The sequence below is a fragment of the Neokomagataea thailandica NBRC 106555 genome (assembly GCF_001598495.1).
GTDB classification, from domain to species: domain Bacteria; phylum Pseudomonadota; class Alphaproteobacteria; order Acetobacterales; family Acetobacteraceae; genus Gluconobacter; species Gluconobacter thailandicus_A.
In genome coordinates this window covers 82,323-99,869 of sequence record NZ_BCZB01000008.1, presented here as the reverse complement: position 1 = coordinate 99,869, position 17,547 = coordinate 82,323, and the positions used below count along the sequence as shown (strand labels likewise).

At 54.0% G+C, this 17,547-nt stretch carries 15 protein-coding genes; 4 read left to right on the top strand and 11 right to left on the bottom strand.

What is annotated here, in order from left to right:
* Positions 1-26: 26 nt before the first annotated feature.
* Entirely contained in the window at positions 27-662 is a 636-nt protein-coding gene (locus NTH01S_RS04085; RefSeq protein WP_169802039.1) for a DUF4339 domain-containing protein, read from the bottom strand.
* 65 nt (positions 663-727) lie between these two features.
* Complete coding sequence (locus NTH01S_RS04080; RefSeq protein ID WP_068169813.1) at positions 728-1,015, bottom strand: CsbD family protein; 288 nt, start codon at positions 1,013-1,015, stop codon at positions 728-730.
* A gap of 290 nt (positions 1,016-1,305) precedes the next feature.
* Here NTH01S_RS04080 and NTH01S_RS04075 point away from each other — a divergent pair, with 290 nt between their 5' ends.
* From NTH01S_RS04075 to NTH01S_RS04060, 4 genes are read left to right on the top strand one after another with little or no spacing between them, the layout of a single operon-like run.
* On the top strand, positions 1,306-2,604 hold the full coding sequence (locus tag NTH01S_RS04075; RefSeq protein WP_068169811.1) for an efflux RND transporter periplasmic adaptor subunit: 1,299 nt from the start codon (positions 1,306-1,308) through the stop codon (positions 2,602-2,604).
* Positions 2,605-2,643: 39 nt separating this feature from the next.
* On the top strand, positions 2,644-5,823 hold the full coding sequence (locus tag NTH01S_RS04070; RefSeq protein WP_068169808.1) for an efflux RND transporter permease subunit: 3,180 nt from the start codon (positions 2,644-2,646) through the stop codon (positions 5,821-5,823).
* Positions 5,824-5,825: 2 nt separating this feature from the next.
* Entirely contained in the window at positions 5,826-9,110 is a 3,285-nt protein-coding gene (locus tag NTH01S_RS04065; RefSeq protein ID WP_068169805.1) for an efflux RND transporter permease subunit, read from the top strand.
* Complete coding sequence (locus NTH01S_RS04060; protein WP_068169803.1) at positions 9,107-10,606, top strand: efflux transporter outer membrane subunit; 1,500 nt, start codon at positions 9,107-9,109, stop codon at positions 10,604-10,606. The genes NTH01S_RS04065 and NTH01S_RS04060 overlap by 4 nt, the downstream gene beginning before the upstream one ends.
* Positions 10,607-10,677: 71 nt before the next feature.
* On the opposite strand, the gene NTH01S_RS11550 is transcribed toward NTH01S_RS04060, so the two are convergent.
* The 9 genes from NTH01S_RS11550 to secY all read right to left on the bottom strand — a co-directional run bounded on the left by NTH01S_RS11550 (position 10,678) and on the right by secY (position 17,434).
* Positions 10,678-10,848, bottom strand: coding sequence for a DUF1328 domain-containing protein (locus NTH01S_RS11550; RefSeq protein WP_084366943.1), 171 nt, complete (start codon positions 10,846-10,848; stop codon positions 10,678-10,680).
* Between the two features lie 47 nt (positions 10,849-10,895).
* Complete coding sequence (locus tag NTH01S_RS04055; RefSeq protein ID WP_068169800.1) at positions 10,896-11,090, bottom strand: DUF883 C-terminal domain-containing protein; 195 nt, start codon at positions 11,088-11,090, stop codon at positions 10,896-10,898.
* A gap of 99 nt (positions 11,091-11,189) precedes the next feature.
* Positions 11,190-12,500 carry an MFS transporter gene (locus NTH01S_RS04050; protein WP_068169798.1) on the bottom strand — a complete coding sequence of 437 codons (1,311 nt, stop codon included), beginning with the start codon at positions 12,498-12,500 and terminating at the stop codon, positions 11,190-11,192.
* 326 nt (positions 12,501-12,826) lie between these two features.
* Positions 12,827-13,246 carry a 50S ribosomal protein L17 gene (gene rplQ / locus NTH01S_RS04045; protein ID WP_068169795.1) on the bottom strand — a complete coding sequence of 140 codons (420 nt, stop codon included), beginning with the start codon at positions 13,244-13,246 and terminating at the stop codon, positions 12,827-12,829.
* Between the two features lie 27 nt (positions 13,247-13,273).
* Entirely contained in the window at positions 13,274-14,293 is a 1,020-nt protein-coding gene (locus NTH01S_RS04040) for a DNA-directed RNA polymerase subunit alpha (protein ID WP_068169791.1), read from the bottom strand.
* 130 nt (positions 14,294-14,423) lie between these two features.
* Positions 14,424-14,816, bottom strand: coding sequence for a 30S ribosomal protein S11 (rpsK, locus tag NTH01S_RS04035; protein ID WP_007282744.1), 393 nt, complete (start codon positions 14,814-14,816; stop codon positions 14,424-14,426).
* Positions 14,817-14,866: 50 nt separating this feature from the next.
* The gene (gene rpsM / locus NTH01S_RS04030; RefSeq protein WP_068169788.1) at positions 14,867-15,244 is read right to left on the bottom strand and encodes a 30S ribosomal protein S13; all 378 of its coding nucleotides are present in this window, start codon (positions 15,242-15,244) and stop codon (positions 14,867-14,869) included.
* Between the two features lie 241 nt (positions 15,245-15,485).
* Complete coding sequence (locus NTH01S_RS04025) at positions 15,486-16,064, bottom strand: adenylate kinase (RefSeq protein WP_068169785.1); 579 nt, start codon at positions 16,062-16,064, stop codon at positions 15,486-15,488.
* The gene (gene secY, locus NTH01S_RS04020; protein WP_068169779.1) at positions 16,061-17,434 is read right to left on the bottom strand and encodes a preprotein translocase subunit SecY; all 1,374 of its coding nucleotides are present in this window, start codon (positions 17,432-17,434) and stop codon (positions 16,061-16,063) included. The genes NTH01S_RS04025 and secY overlap by 4 nt, the downstream gene beginning before the upstream one ends.
* Between the last annotated feature and the right edge of the window lie 113 nt (positions 17,435-17,547).

Sequence of the window (17,547 nt, the reverse complement as noted above, 5' to 3'; positions counted from 1 at the left end):
GTCAAGGGCTTTTGAATCACACGTCTTTAGAGGTTTTCCTGCTCATCATCATCGGCCGTACCACCATGATCTGCGCCATGCTGCACCGCCGCAGAGTGAGACGCATTCATATAAGCAGGATTATGCGCGGCACGGTTAAGGCCAACCCCAAAGCTGATGAGAAACGTCAAAATACATACCCAAAACAAAGCCTTACCACGCCCTACCAGACGCAAGCGTGCCCAACAGTAACCGGGGGGCAAAAGCCACCACCACCCACTCGGCGGCCGATACCCACCATCACGCAACACGGCCCTATCCGCCATGAAGGCGGATACGGATACACCAAGCACAATGATCAATAATGGCAGAGACGCTTTCACCTCTTGCACGGGCGTCCAATGCTGCCATGCCGAGAGAATAAGAAAACATTGGTTCAACAGCCAAGGAACCAGCACAAAAACCCATGCCCATGTTTCCTGAACCGGCTTCCGCTCAACAGACCCAGCTTGGCTCGTCATGAAGATAATCCCCGCCTGAGCCGCAGGGCGCCATTGATCTCCAAAGCCTTGACGCCATACCAGCGTCTGCGGCGTAATCGTACCAGAACCCGCCAGATACTTAAGCTGTTCTGTTGTTATCGGGCCAACTTGCTGCCCCTCAAATGCGTAATACCACTTCACAAAAAAAGCCTCCCGGATCACTCCAAGAGGCTTTTACCATATTCTGCGCAAAAGCAGGGAGCCGATTAGCCCTTACGTCCAAAAGCCAATGCGCCAATCAAAATACCGACAAAAGCCGCAATCACAACGGACACCAATGGGCGGTCCTGCACAAATGCCGTCGCAGCTTCAAGCTTCGTCTCACCTTCATCATACAGATCAGCGAATTCCTGCTGCGCCAGGCCGGAAACCTGCTCAAACTTACCTTCAGCTTGCGTTTTAGCATCGCCCGTCAGGCCGCCAACAGCGTCCTTAACTTTGCCCTTAGCTTCGTCAAGCAGACCTTCAGCCTTCGTTGCCGTTGTATCCGTCATGCTATGCACTCCTACTGAATGAAACTATGATTCGATTAGCTCCAAAACGGGCTACCAAACCATAGGTTGCAAAAACATATGTGTCTCTTTTGAGCTTGGAACAAGAGGGGCTTTTTTTGCAACGAATTATTACGCAATGTGTCATCTTAACACAGTTCTAAAAACCTGAACAGGATTTAAGGTCTTGTCATGGCACGTCACAATAACGTGCAGTATAAGGTTAAGCATACAGAACGAATTTTAAACGCTGCCCTCTTGGCGGCCTAGTGATACGGGAAAGATACCACAGCATGGACGAGCAGACGGCCGATCAGCACGACCGCCTTACCCAAAGCCACTCAGGTTCCGGGCCCCTTCCTCCATCTCCGAAGAAGAAGGGACCACTACGATGGCTCATACGCCTCGTCATTGTACTCATCGTTCTTCTGATTCTTTTCGCTGTTCTGCGCCCCAATCATCACGGCGGCGCACATCACACTCCTGCTGGCCATACCCCCAACAGCACCGACAGTGCTGCCAATACCAACGTCATCCCCGTAGCCGTCGCAACCGTCCATCGCGGTGACATGCCGATCGTCCTGCAAACAACCGGCACTGTGGTCCCTATCACCAACGTCACCATCACCCCGCGCGTCACCGGGCATATCCTTGATGTCTATTATCAAGAAGGCCAATACGTTCATAAGGGTGATGTCCTCGAATTGATCGACCCTCGCCCGTATGAGGCAACTCTGGCCCAAGCCCGTGGTACACTCGCAGCCGATACGGCCCAGCTAGAAAAAGCGCGCGTCGATAACGCACGTTACCAAAAGCTGATCCGCCAGAACTCTACCTCTGCCATGACAGCCCGTGACCAAGAATTCGTCGTCCAACAGCTTGAAGGCACCGTCGCCCTCGACCAAGCCAATGTGCGTACAGCAGAACTCAACGTCATGTACTGCCACATCACCGCGCCCGTCGATGGACGCGTTGGTATCCGTGTGCTCGATAAAGGCAACTTCGTCTCCGCCGGCCAAAGCGGTGGTTTGACAATCCTCACCCAAATGCAGCCCATTTCGGTGATTCTTGCCGTGCCACAACGAACCCTAGGCCAAGTGGTTGAGCGTCTGCATGCCGTACACGAACTTCCTGTCGAAGCATGGGATAGTGACAATCTGCACAACATCGCCACAGGAACCGTCAAAGCACTGGACAGCCAAATTGACACCGCAACCGGCGTCGTCCGTATGCGTGCTATTTTCAACAATGACGATGAACGCCTCTTCCCGAACCAGTTCGTGAACCCACATCTGCTGATCGACACACAGCATAACGCCCTGCTGGTCCCAGCCAATGCCATCCAAACCGGCCCGAACGGGCAGTTCGTTTACCTCGTCCAACACGATATGACCGTCCGTGAAGCGCCCATTCACATTGGTGCGGCCGATATCAATCAAACCGTCATTCTCAGCGGCGTACAAGAAGGTGACCGCGTCGTGACGGACGGCGTGAACCATCTCCGCCCCGGGGCCAAAGTCTCTATCCCATCAGAGACTCCCCCCGCACAGGCTGAGGCAGGCTCACCCGCTCACACCCAGCACCGCAACTAATCGCCCTTCCATGACCGTTTTCCGGGGAACAGACCGACCGTGAACCCGTCCCGCCTGTTCATCGAACGTCCGGTGGCTACTAGCCTCCTGATGTTCGCCATTCTGCTGAGCGGCCTGCTCGGTTTCCATTTCCTCCCGGTCTCGGCCTTGCCGCAGGTCGAGTACCCAACGATTACGGTCTCGACCTTCTATCCCGGCGCCGGCCCAGACGTGATGGCCACCTCGGTCACCGCCCCGCTCGAAACACAGCTCGGCGAAATGTCCGGGCTGCAACAAATGTCTTCCCAATCCTCCGGGGGGGCATCGGTCGTCACGCTGCGTTTCGGCCTAGATATGGCCATGGATGTTGCTGAGCAAGAGGTCCAAGCGGCCATCAATAATGCTCAGGCTCTTCTGCCATCTGACCTGCCAGCCCCACCAATCTACGCGAAGGTCAACCCGGCAGACACACCCGTTCTCACCTTAGGCATTACATCCAAAGTCCTGCCCCTCCCTGAGGTAGAAGACTACGTCAACACACGCCTTGAGCAAAAAATCAGCCAGATCTCCGGCGTCGGCCTCGTGAGCCTTTCTGGTGGCAACCGCAAGGCCTATCGTGTTCAGGTCAACATCCCGAAACTGACCTCCTATGGTATCGCTATTGATACCCTCCGGACCATTATCGGCACCGTTAACATCAACTCACCAACAGGCACGTTTGACGGCCCCAAGCGAGCCACAACACTCCGTATTGATGGTCAGATTTCTTCAGTCCAACAGCTTATGGACCAAGTCATCGCCTATCAAAATAACGGCCCAATCCGCCTGCGGGACGTCGCCAAAGTCGTAGAAGGCGCTGAAAATACTCAACTCGCCGCCTGGTCAAACCGCAATCCAGCCCTCATTCTGAACATTCAACGTCAGCCCGGCGCCAACGTTATCTCCGTCGTCGATAATGTGCTGCGCGTGCTGCCGCAGCTCAAACGTGATCTCCCACCGGGGATCGACATCACCCCCCTCACCAACCGCACCACCACCATCCGCGCGTCTGTCTCGGATGTTGAAGTGGAACTTGGCCTCGCCATGCTGCTCGTCGTGGGTGTGATTTTTGTTTTCTTACGGAATATCCCCGCCACCATTATCCCCAGCCTGTCCGTACCGTTGTCACTGGTCGGCACCTTAGCCGCCATGTATCTGCTCGGCTTCTCGCTGGATAACCTCTCACTCATGTCGCTCACCATCGCGACAGGCTTCGTCGTGGATGACGCCATTGTCGTCATTGAAAACATCGCACGTTACGTAGAAGAAGGCGAAGACCGCTACACAGCCGCCATCAAAGGCGCGGGGGAAATTGGCTTTACCATTATCTCCCTTACCGTCTCCCTCATTGCAGTTCTGATCCCTCTGCTGTTCATGCAAGACGTGGTCGGGCGTTTGTTCCACGAATTCGCCATGACCTTGTCCATCACCATCGCTATCTCAGCCGTCGTCTCCATTACCCTTGTCCCGATGATGTGTGCCCGTATTCTCACAGACACACACGCCCCTTCACAAAACAAAGGGATCTGGGGCCGCCTGTCTGACACCACAGAACGCGGGATCAACGCACTCATCCGCGGTTATGGCCGCTGGCTGGATGTCGTCCTGCGCTTCCGTGGGCTGACCCTTCTAGCCACCTTGGGCACAATTATCCTAACGGCTATTCTAGCCATCAACATCCCCAAAGGCTTCTTCCCCACACAAGATACAGGCGTGGTACAAGGCATTTCCGTCATGCCTCAGACCATTTCCTTTGACGGCATGAAAGAACGTCAGGCAGAGCTTGGCCGCGTCATCCTCACGGATCCAGACGTTGCCAGCATTTCATCATTCGTTGGTATCGATGGGCAGAACATGACGCTCAATGTCGGGCGTTTCCTCATCAACCTCAAACCACGCGAACAACGCAGTTCCAGCTTGCAAACCATTCTTGACCGCCTGAGTGATAAAGGCCGCCAAGTCGCGGGTGCCCGACTGTACACACAACCCATTCAAGATCTGTCTTTGGATACCTCCGTATCAGCAACCCAGTACCAGTTCATTCTGGAAAACCCCGATTACGACACGTTCCAAATATGGGTCCCAAAATTCATTGCGGCCCTCCAAAAAGAGCCCGCTCTTGCAGACGTCACATCAGATCTGCAAGCCGAAGGCCTCACGGCTGAAGTCACGCTCGACCGTACAACAGGCGCACGTTACTCCATCACACCACAAACGGTGGATAACCTGCTCTATGACAGCTACGGCCAACGCCAAATCAGCACGATCTACACACAATCAAACCAATATCGCGTGATCCTAGAGGCAGACCCTGCCCTCCAAACCGATATCAACTCCCTCAACCGCCTCTACCTCCCCGGTATTTCCTCAGAAGCGGGCGGCAGTACCTCAGGCCCAACACGCGCACCAACCGCAGGTTTGGTGCCCCTCAATCAAGTGGTGACGGTCACACATAAGTTCATGCCGTTGCTCATCAGCCATTATGGACAGTTCCCCTCCACAACCGTCTCATTCAACGTGGCCGCAGGACACTCCTTGGGCGAAGCAACCACGGCTATTGACCGCGTACGCGCTAACCTCAACCTGCCCCCAGCCTTCCAAACGGCCTTCCAAGGAACAGCCGCAGCGTTCCAAAACTCTCTAGGCAATGAAGTCTGGCTCGTTCTGGCGGCATTAGTCGCTGTCTATATCGTGTTGGGTATTCTCTATGAGAGCTTCATCCACCCAATCACCATTCTCTCCACCCTGCCATCCGCAGCAATCGGCGCGTTGGTCGGGCTGGAACTCTTCGGCATGCCACTCGACGTCATGGGTATTATCGGCATCGTCCTGCTCATCGGTATCGTGAAGAAAAACGCCATCATGATGATCGACTTCGCCCTCGAAGCCGAACGCACCGACGGGAACTCCCCCCTTGAGGCCATCCGCCGCGCTGCCCTCTTGCGCTTCCGCCCCATCCTCATGACCACATTGGCCGCACTCTTTGGAGCCTTGCCCCTCATGTTCGGCAGTGGTGTCGGTTCTGAACTGCGCCAGCCGCTTGGCGTCACCATTGTGTGCGGCCTAATGCTCTCACAACTCCTGACGCTGTTCACAACACCCGTCATTTACCTGTTCATGGATAAGATCGGCCACCGCGTCAACGCAGCCTTCACCAAAGAACAACACCATGACCGCCCATCGGCACCGCATCAGGCATAATCGTGCGCTTTATCCACCTCTTCGTCTCTAGGCCAATCGGCACCACATTGCTGGCACTCGCCATCCTGATCGGGGGGGTATTGGGGTATCTCAACCTCCCGGTTGCCGACCTCCCGAATGTGGATTTCCCCGTCATTGTGGTAACCGCCTCTCAGCCCGGCGGTTCTCCCTCAGAGATTGCCAGTACCGTGGCCGCGCCACTAGAACGTCACCTCGGCGCCATTTCTGGCGTTACCGAAATGACGTCTCAATCCATGGTGAACCAAACCCGCGTCACCCTCCAATTTGATCTCTCGCGGGATATTAACGGCGCGGCACGTGATGTCGCATCTGCCTTGCAAGGTGCGCGCCAAGACCTCCCCACAACACTACGCAGCAACCCCTCTTACAATAAAGCCAACTCCAACGGCCCACCCGTCATGGCCTTTGCCCTGACCTCCACGACACATACCCCCGAAGCCTTATACGATTACGCCAGTAACGTGCTGGTCCAACAACTGAGCCAAGTGGATGGCGTCGGAGAAGTCGATATCCGCGGCAGCGCACTCCCTGCCGTTCGTGTGGACCTCAGCCCGTTTCAACTTTTTCACTACGGTATTGGCTTCGAAGATATTCGGGCAGCCCTCGCCTCCGCCAACGCCCATACACCCAAAGGATTCATTGACGCACACGGGCAGCGCCTCACCCTCGCGACCAATGACCAAGCAACAAAAGCGGCTGAATACCAAAACCTAATCGTCGCCTACCGCAATGCCTTACCCGTACGCCTGTCCGATGTCTCAACCGTGACAGACAGCGTTGAAGACATCCGACAAGCAGGCTTTTTTAACGGCCAACGCGCTATTATCTGCACCGTCTTTTCTCAAGGCGGCGCAAACGTCATTCACACCGTAGATAGTATTAACCAGCGCTTGGCTACCATCCGCGCCACCCTCCCCGGTGACACAGAACTCCACCCCGTCATTGACCGCTCCAAAACGATCCGCGCATCCCTGAACGAAACACAGCAAACGCTCATCATCGCTGTCATTCTCGTGATTGGCGTCGTCCTGCTCTTTCTTCGTAGCGCATCCGCCATTCTCATCCCTGCCATTGTCGTGCCAGTCTCTATTATCGGCACTTTCGGCGCTATGCTGCTCCTGCACTACCAACTCGATAATATGTCGCTGATGGCCCTGACTATCGCCACTGGCTTTGTCGTGGACGATGCCATCGTCGTTCTAGAGAATATCGCGCGTTATATTGAGATGGGCCACTCACGCACCAAAGCTGCCATATTAGGTGCCAGTGAGGTTGCCTTCACGGTCCTGTCCATCACAGTATCTCTGATTGTTGTCTTTGCGCCCATTTTCTTAATGGAAGGCATTGCAGGCCGCCTCTTTCATGAGTTTGCCATGACCATGGTGGTCACACTGGCTATCTCACTGATCCTCTCCCTCACCCTGACACCCATGCTCAGCGCGCTTGTTCTCAAACAACATACGCATGAGCAAAAATCCGGCCCGCTTGCCGCTATAGACCGCGCTTTAGAAACAACCCTCAACGCGATCACCGCAGGCTATGCCACCTCTTTGGGGTGGTGCTTACAACACCGCCGCATCGTTGCACTATCACTCCCTGCAACCATTCTCCTCGCCTGCGCCTTATTCATCCGCATGCCCAAAGGTTTCTTTCCTGCGGAAGATACCGGTCAAGTCATGGGCCGTGTCGTTGCAGATCAATCCATCTCGTTTCATGCCTTACAGGCCACCACTGCCCGCGCCATGCACAGCATCGCTGCGGACCCAGACGTTGCAGGAGTTATCGGCGGTGTCGGTGGCCGTTCATCAAACTCAGCGAACGTCTTCATAGGCCTCAAACCTAAAGAAGAGCGCTCAGATTCTATCGCTGAAATGACCGCACGTATCACACGACATTTCGGCCACCACGCAGGTGCTCAACTCCGCCTGATGTCCGCAGGTGGCGTCCGCGTCGGTGCTCGCAGCGGCGATGGAGCCTATCAATACACGCTCAAATCTTCTGATGCCGAAGAGCTTTTTGCTTGGACGCCACGCATCACCGAAGCCCTGTCGCACATCCCATCCATCATGGATGTCTCGTCTGATGCCGAACAAGGGGGGCAGGCCATTGCCCTCTCCCTCGCCCGTGATACAGAATCCCGTTACGGCATCACCCCACAGCTTATTTCCAACGCCCTGTATGATGCATTCGGCCAACGGGCGGCATCCATCATGTATAAAAACCTCAATCAATACCGCGTCATCATGGGTGTGGCTCCAGAATACACCACCTCCCCCACCATGCTGAACCAAATGTGGGTCAGCATCTCAGGCGGCACCGCTGCTGGCGGCGTATCATCCAACAATATCCGCGTCCGATACGGCGCTTCCACCACCCTGTCCCAAAGTGAGCGCTCTTACCTCAACTCACAAGCAAATGCCCTCGCTGGCGGGCGCAGCGCATCTTCAGGCGCTGCCGTAACCACGAATGCGGAAACGATGGTCCCCCTGTCAGACGTTGCGCGCCAGCGCCTGACCAATACTGCTCTTACCATCAACCATGACGGCCAGTCCGTTGCCGTCACCATTTCCTTCAACCTCGCCCCCGGCGCAGCACTCGGCCCAACCGTCAGCGCGATACAAACCGCTATGACCAAACTCCACGTGCCACCCACCATCCAAGGTGGCTTCGCCGGAAATGCCGCCGCTTTTCAAAAATCCACCAGCGATGAACCTCTGCTCATCCTTGCTGCCTTAGCGGCTGTCTATATTGTGCTCGGCGTTCTGTATGAGAGCCTCATCCATCCCCTCACCATTCTCTCCACCCTGCCTTCAGCGGGTGTAGGCGCGCTCCTAGCCCTGCGCATCGCCGGAGAAGATTTCTCTCTCATGGCCATGATCGGCGTAATCCTTCTGATCGGTATCGTGAAGAAAAATGCCATCATGCTGATTGATTTCGCCTTAGCAGCACAACGCAAAGGCGAAACCGCCCTGGAAGCCATTCATGAGGCCAGCCTCCTACGCTTCCGCCCTATCCTCATGACATCTCTCGCAGCCGCCCTCGGAGCACTGCCACTTATCCTCGGTAATGGCTATGGCAGCGAGCTCCGCCACCCACTCGGCATCGCCATTCTTGGGGGGCTCATGGTGAGCCAATTGCTCACCCTGTACACAACCCCCATTATTTTCCTCATTCTGGAGCGCTTCGGGCAATGGGTAAAAACCCTACCACAGCGCATCCTCTCTCTTCTGCCTTTCGCTTCACACCGGGAGCATAAAACCCCATGACAACGTTCCGCCTCTCCTCTCTACGCGCCCTCTTACTCGGCACTTTGGCGGTTCCCGCTCTCAGTGGCTGCATGGTTGGCCCTGATTACAAACGCCCCAAAGCGATTATCTCTTCCCAATTTAAAGAAAGCCCGCCACCTGCAGGCTGGGGCAAAACACAGCCTGACCTCGCCAAACTTCCCAAAGGCGATTGGTGGACCATTTTCAATGACGCCACTTTGAACGAACTCGAAAACCGCGTTGCCACATCCAATCAAAGCCTAAAGGAATACGAAGCCCAATACCGTAAAGCCGCCAGTACGATTGATTCCGTACGCGCACAACTTTACCCCACCCTGAGCGGCTCCTTCAAATTCAACCGTAACGGCGCCAGTTCAGCCACCTCCAACACATGGAGCACAGGCCCTTCCGCAAGCTGGACGATTGACGTCTGGGGACGCATCCGCCGCCAAGTGGAGCAGCAAGTCGCTGCCACACAAGCAGATGCCGCACTCGTTGCCTCAATGCGTCTGTCCTACCAGCTTCAACTCGCACAGGATTATTTTGACCTGCGCTATCAAGACAGCCTGATTGATCTCTACACCCGCAACGTCGCACTCTACACCCGCAACCTACAGATTGTGCAAAATCAACTCGATGCTGGCGTTTCAGACCCAACCGCCGCCCTACAAGCGCGCTACCAACTCCAATCCACACAGGCGAGCTTGGCTAACGCGCATGTTGCGCGCGCCCAATACGAGCACGCCATTGCCGTCCTAACAGGGCGCACACCTGCCGAAGTGACCATCCCAGCCGCACCACTGCCCAATACGCTACCTCCAGCCCCCATTGCAGTGCCATCCACCTTGCTTGAACGCCGCCCTGACGTCGCTCAAGCCGAGCGTAACATGGAAGCCTATAACGCTGAGATTGGTTACGAAATCGGCGCGTATTATCCAGAGATTTCGCTTTCCGCAAGCTACGGCTATAGCGGCAACCCGATCCAACAACTCATTCAAACGGCAACACGCACATGGGGCCTCGGCGCTGCGGCCTCTGAAACCATCTTTAACGGTGGCGCTCGTTCTGCTGCGGTTCGTGGTGCCGAAGCAGACTACGACAATGCGGTAGCCACCTATCGTCAAACCGTCCTTGCCGCCATGCAAGACACCGAAGACCAACTATCGAATCTGCACTACCTCGACCAACAACTCACGATGCAAAATCAAGCCACAGCCACCGCACAAAGCGCCGTGCGCGTCGCCACCAATGAATATCTGGCTGGCACCCAAATCTACACCACCGTCATCACCTCAGAGCAAACGGCGCTACAGTACCAACAAACACAACTCAGTATTCGCCAACAGCAATTCCTCGCTGAAATCAAACTCCTGACAGACCTCGGTGGCGGCTGGAACTCGACGAGCGTACCAAGTAAAGATGGCCTCCAAACTGATAACCCCCTTCTGCCGTCTTTCATTCAAAAAGACACAAATGGTGCACAGCCCACTCCCTAACCTGCACGGCACATCACATAAAAAAGGCGACCTCGTTAGGTCGCCTTTTTTATTGATTTATGTTGGCGCAATCAGAGCATACTGACCCCAGCCAAGCCCAGCACAATGACCAAAATAGTCAGGACAATAAACACAACGAACAGAAATTTCGCGATACCTGCTGCTGCTTCCGAAATGCCCGTAAAGCCAAAGACACCCGCAACAACAGAGATCAAGAAAAAGATGATCGCCCATTTGATCATGACACATGCCCCTTCAGGAAAAGTTTAGTAGAGGCAGAACGCTAGGTTCATTCAGAAGTTTTACCGCGCTTAAACACAAAGCGACCAATCAAAGCGCCTAAACCAGCCGCAAGCAATATCCAAAGCCATGGCTGGTCAATCACTAAATCCTCCAGCAAATCCCGTGCAGCGTGAATCCCACGACAGCACGAACGGCATACAGGCTGCTTCTCCTGCCCTGAAACACATGTCTCTAACGCCATAACCCACCTGCTCCTCTAGTGACTGAACCGAGAGTACAAACAAAAAAAGGCGGCCCCGCAGGACCGCCTTCCTTATACCATCAAAAGCGATGGAAAACGTTAGTGACCGACCACCGTCGTTTTTTCACCACGTGCTTCCATCTCTTCCGTGTAGCGACGTGCTTCCGGAGAAATCGTCAGTGCCATCGTACCCACTGCGGACAGCAGATAAATACCAGCGAACGTCCAAATCACATAGCTCATGCCGGGACCGAACACAGCACCACACAGAGAAACAATCGCCGGACCAACCCAGGTGGATGCACCAGCACCCAAACCCAAGATGGACAAAGCAGCCGCTTTCTCACGCGGACAAATCTGCGGCATCAAACCAGAAAGTGGTACGAAAGCCGCAACCGCAGCACCGTACAGAACACCAGCCGCAGCCACTGCCCAGAAATTACCCGGGAACCAGATCGGCGTATAGTAGAACAGCGGAATAGAGACAAAGCCACCAACACCGCCGAACACAGCAACCATGAAGCGATGGCCCAAACGGTCCGCAAGCATCCCTGAAACAAGGTTAAAGAGGATATTGCTCAGGAAGATGATGGACAAAATGTCCAGCCACTGCCCCAGTGAGAAGTGCAGATGATCCACAAAGAAGGACGGCATAACAGCCAAGAACGCATACTCAGAAGACGTATCGATCACACGGACGATACCCGCGATCAACGTCTTCGGCTCACGCCACATAATGCTCAACGAGCCAAAGAAAATTTCTTTGGTTGAGACATGCTCAGGCAGCAAACGCTTCTTACCCGTCGGCTCATGCGTAAACAACAACGCAATCAAACCACCAAGAATCACCAGCCCCAAAGAGCACCAGAACGTGTTCAGCTCACCAATCGCAGGAATAGTGTAACGCGCAAACTGAGAACCCAATGTCGGCAAACCTGCCGAGAATGAGAACCAGAACCAACCCGCAGCTGAGCCCAGCATAGGTGCAGGCGTTGCTGCTGCAATCCACACCAAGAAACCATAAGCAAATAGCGGATACGCAAAGCCACGCAATGTATAAAATAACAGGATCATCGGACCATTATTAGGGCCAAGACCGAAGGTCAAAAACGCAACCTCCAGAACAGACCACAGGACCAGACCAATCCACATCACCTTTTTCGGCCCCATCAGATCAGAGAGTGGCCCAGAGAACCACGCTGCAATCATCACGGTGACACCATAGAAGGTGAACAATTCATTCACAAAACTTTGAGAGTGCCCATTATGCAGCATGAACGTGTCAAGGTAACCAGCCTCGACACCATCGCCGACCATGAACAAAAGCTGACCGACAAAAGCCCAGAACAGTGCCGGTGGAATTCCTAGGATCTCCGCAAGACCTCGTCTTTTCGCGGTAGATTCGGACATTAATGCTCTCCAGACAAAAGGCGCGTCATGATTCTACCTTCGACCTCATTGCCGAAAAAGAATTGAAAGCGACGCGTCGTTGCAGGCTCTACGAGAGTGCTCGAGCCTATTCAGGATAATGATACAGAAAAAGCGGAAACCCGAAGGGTCTCTCAAACCGACCTTAAAGTAAGGCTTCACAACGAAAAAAACGTTTAAGTTCTCTAAAATGAGAACATTTTCTGCACCTGTTGCTGTAAAGATACAAAATTTTACCGTGAAAGTGAAGCAAAAAAAACCGGGGCACCTAAATGCCCCGGCTTTCTCTCTTGTGCTATCTGCAAAGATTAAGCAGCGTCAACCTGCTCAACTTCTGGCTTCGGACCACTGTCCTTGCCCTTTGCATCAACATCACGATCGACCAGCTCGATCACAGCCATGTCAGCGTTATCACCATAACGCATGCCAGCCTTCAGAACGCGGGTGTAACCACCTGCACGTGCCTTGTAGCGTTCTGCCACTGCACTAAAGAGCTTGCTGACAACTGCGTCATCACGCAATTGAGCAAAAGCTTGACGACGAGCATGCAGGTCACCACGCTTACCAAGCGTAATCAACTTTTCTGCAACCGGACGAAGTTCCTTCGCCTTTGGCAGAGTTGTGGTGATCTGCTCATGCTTGATGAGCGCTACCGCCATGTTACGGAACATGGCAGCGCGATGAGACGAGGTGACGTTGAGCTTACGCCCGCTCACTCCATGACGCATTGCTAGTTTTCCTTACCTTAGAAGTTCTCAGAACGTCTCGTCGAGACGCTTGGCCAGATCCTCGATGTTCTCGGGCGGCCAGGCTGGAACGCTCATGCCGAGCGACAGCCCCATACCGGTGAGAACTTCTTTGATCTCGTTGAGCGACTTGCGCCCGAAATTCGGCGTCCGGAGCATTTCCTGCTCGGATTTCTGAACCAGATCACCGATATACACAATGTTGTCGTTCTTGAGGCAGTTTGCACTGCGGACCGACAACTCGAGTTCGTCAACCTTACGCAGCAAGTTCCGGTTGAACGGAAGATCGTCTTCCGGCTCTTCATGCTGAACAGGGCGCGGCTCATCGAAGTTGATGAACAACTGGACCTGATCCTGCAGAATACGCGCAGCAACAGCCAGCGCATCTTCAGGCGTAACAGCCCCATTTGTTTCAAGTGTCAGCAGCAGCTTGTCATAGTCAGTGACCTGACCAACACGCGTTTGCTCAACTTTATACGACACGCGACGTACCGGCGAGTAGATAGCATCAATGGGGATCATCCCAATCGGTGCTTCCTCAGGACGGTTAGCCGCAGCAGCAACATAACCCTTACCCATGTTAACGGTGAACTCCATTCCGAGCTTCACACCATCATCAAGGGTGCAGATCACCAAATCAGGGTTCATGACTTCAATGTCATGACCGGCCTGAATCTGGCCTGCCGTTACTTCGCCCGGACCGGTTGCGGTCAGGATCATGCGCTTTGGCCCCTCACCATGCATACGCAGGGCAAGTTGCTTAACATTAAGCACAATATCCGTAACGTCTTCACGTACACCGGGAACAGCCGAGAACTCATGCAGAACGCCATCGATCTGCAATGCCGTCACGGCTGCACCCTGCAATGAAGACAGGAGGATACGACGCAGGGCATTACCCAACGTCATACCAAAACCGCGTTCCAACGGCTCAGCCACAACGGTGGCAATGCGCGAAGCAACCGGGCCGGGTTCGACTTCAAGCTTCTCGGGCTTGATGAGGGACTGCCAGTTTTTCTGGAGAACCAAGGTCGTGGCCTTTCAAACAACGAAGCCCGCCAACGATCATTGGCGGCACCTGGCCCGCACGGGTTGTGCGGAAGAAGATGCGATCACTGCGAAGGCTGCCGACCACACCGGATCGACAGCCTGACATCACTTAAACGCGGCGGCGCTTACGCGGACGACAGCCGTTATGGGGAACCGGCGTCATATCGCGAATAGACGTAATGGTGAAGCCAACAGCCTGCAATGCACGCAGCGCACTTTCACGCCCCGAACCTGGACCCGAAACTTCGATCTCAAGCGTTTCCATGCCGTGTTCACGTGCTTTACGGCCTGCATCTTCTGCAGCAACCTGAGCAGCATACGGCGTAGACTTACGCGAGCCCTTGAAGCCCTGAGCGCCTGAAGAAGACCATGCAATTGCATTGCCTTGCGCGTCAGAGATCGTGATCATGGTGTTGTTGAACGTTGAAAGCACGTGAGCAACACCAGAGATGATGTTTTTACGCTCTTTCTTACGAATACGTGGTGCAGCGGCCTTAGCCATGTGAGAGGTCGTCCTGTAAGTTTCAAAAAAGGGTCAAAAGACCAACGCTATTAGCGTGTAGCCTTCTTCTTACCAGCAATAGCCACTGCCTTACCCTTACGGGTACGTGCGTTGGTATGCGTACGCTGACCACGAACTGGCAGGCTACGACGGTGGCGCAGGCCACGGTAGCTACCCAGATCCATCAGGCGCTTGATGTTCATTGCCGTTTCACGGCGCAGATCACCTTCAACACGCAATTCGTTGTCGATCAGTTCACGAATCTTTACGATTTCGTCGTCTGACAGTTCGTTGACGCGCTTAGCTTCGGGGATACCGAGCTTCGTGCAGATTGACTGCGCCGTTGACGGACCAATGCCGTAAACATAACGCAGGCTGATGACCACCCGCTTGTTGGTCGGAATATTTACGCCGGCAATACGTGCCACGTTACTTCTCCCATCGACGCGACCGCAGCCACGTCCACCTATAAAAAACCGATCGAAACCGGACCATACTTATACGCCAAACCTGTCGATTCACCGATTCTAACGGAGAATCACAAGGCATAACCGCAGTGATGTCGAGGGCGCGCAATATACTGCCCACCCCCTAAGTGTCAAATGCCAATGATCACATCTTCGTGATAATCGGCATTTTCTCCACTTTTAACGCCTATATACCCCTAAATTAACGGGACACTTCAGCCAAAAGCGTCTCCAAGGCCGCCCCAACAGCTTCGACCGACTGCATACCATCGATCCGGCGCAAACGGCCTTCACGTTCATAGTACGGCAAAATCGGCGCCGTCTGATCACGGTAAACTTGCAAACGTGAACGTACGACTTCTGGCTCATCATCCTTACGACGTGTGCCATCTTCCGTCGTGCGCGCGGCAATACGCTCAACCAATTGCTCTTCTGAAACATCCAGAAGAACAACCGCATCAATCGTCAGCTTACGCGTAGCCAACATCGCATCCAGAGCTTCAGCCTGGCTTTCCGTACGCGGGAAACCATCCAGAATAAAACCTTGTGCACAATCCGGCTGACCAATCCGGTTCTGAATCATCTCAACAATGATCGGATCCGGCACAAATTGGCCTTTTTCCATAATGGCCTTGGCTTCACGACCAATCGTCGTTTCCGCAGCCACTTCCGCCCGAAGCATATCCCCTGTTGAGATTTGCTTCAGACCGAATTTCTGTTCCAAACGCTTTGCTTGCGTCCCTTTACCAGCCCCCGGAGGGCCAAGAAGAATAATGTTCATCGACGACGAATTCCTCCCGCCATACCAGAGCGAGGACCACGCCCACGCTGCTTACGGATCAAACCTTGATATTGATGCGCGACCAGATGTGACTGAACCTGCGTGACCGTATCAATCGTCACCGAAACGATAATGATCAAACTCGTCCCACCGAAATAAAACGGCACATTATAACGGCTAATCAAAATCTGCGGCAACAAACACACGACAACAAGATACAGCGCACCAATCGTCGTCAAACGCGAAAGAATGCGGTCAAAGTAGCGTGACGTACTTGCCCCTGGCCGCACACCCGGAATGAAACCACCCTGCTTACGCAGATTTTCTGCAGTCTCTTCTGGGTTAAACGTAACGGCTGCATAGAAATAGGAGAAAAACAGAATCATGGCAGCATAAAATGCCATGTATAAAGGCTGCCCCTGCCCCAATTGCTGCCCCAAAGTCGCCAACCAACCCGGCATATTGTGATTGCTCACAAAACCAGAAATCGTAACCGGAATTAGCAAAACCGAAGAGGCAAAGATTGGTGGAATAACACCAGCCGTATTCACCTTCAGCGGCATATGTGTCGACTCACCGCCGAACATACGATTACCCATCTGACGCTTAGGGTACTGGATCACCACACGGCGTTGCGCCTGCTCCATAAACACGATGAACGCGATGACCAAGATGGCCAACACGAGGAAAATCACCACGAATACAGGAGATAACGCGCCCGTGCGCCCCAGCTCAAACAAGCTCGCAAGAGCGTGCGGCAGGTTCGCAACAATGCCAGAGAAGATAATCAGCGAAATGCCATTACCAACACCACGTGAGGTAATTTGCTCCCCGATCCACATCAGGAACATTGTACCGCCAACCAGCGTTACAACACAGGATATGATGAAGAACAGGCCCGGTGACACCACTGCACTGGCACCATGAGAACTCATATTCTCAAGGCCAACAGCGATCCCATAAGCTTGGAAAAGCGCGATCAAGACGGTCAGGTAACGCGTATAAGCATTAAGCTTTTTACGCCCCGCCTCCCCTTCTTTCTTCAGCGCATCCATTGACGGAACAGCCGTCGAAAGCAACTGAATAATAATCGAGGCGCTGATGTAAGGCATGATATTCAGTGCGAACACGGTCATACGCCCCAAGGCGCCCCCCGTGAACATATCAAACATGCCCAAAATACCGCCCTGATGCTGGGCCAATAGCTGTCCCATCACCGTCGCATCGACACCAGGAACGGGGATATACGTTCCCAGACGATAAACAACGAGCGCAATCAAGGTGAACCAGATGCGCTTCTTAAGTTCAGTCGCCTTAGCGAAGGAACCCATATTGAGATTGGCGGCAAGCTGCTCTGCTGCGGAAGCCATCCACCTGTCCTTTCACGAAAACAGCGTCGCCGCACATAAGTACGGGACGCTGCTTATCCTGTCACCACCAAGACCACCGTTTTGCCCATATTTCATAAACAAAACGATGATGA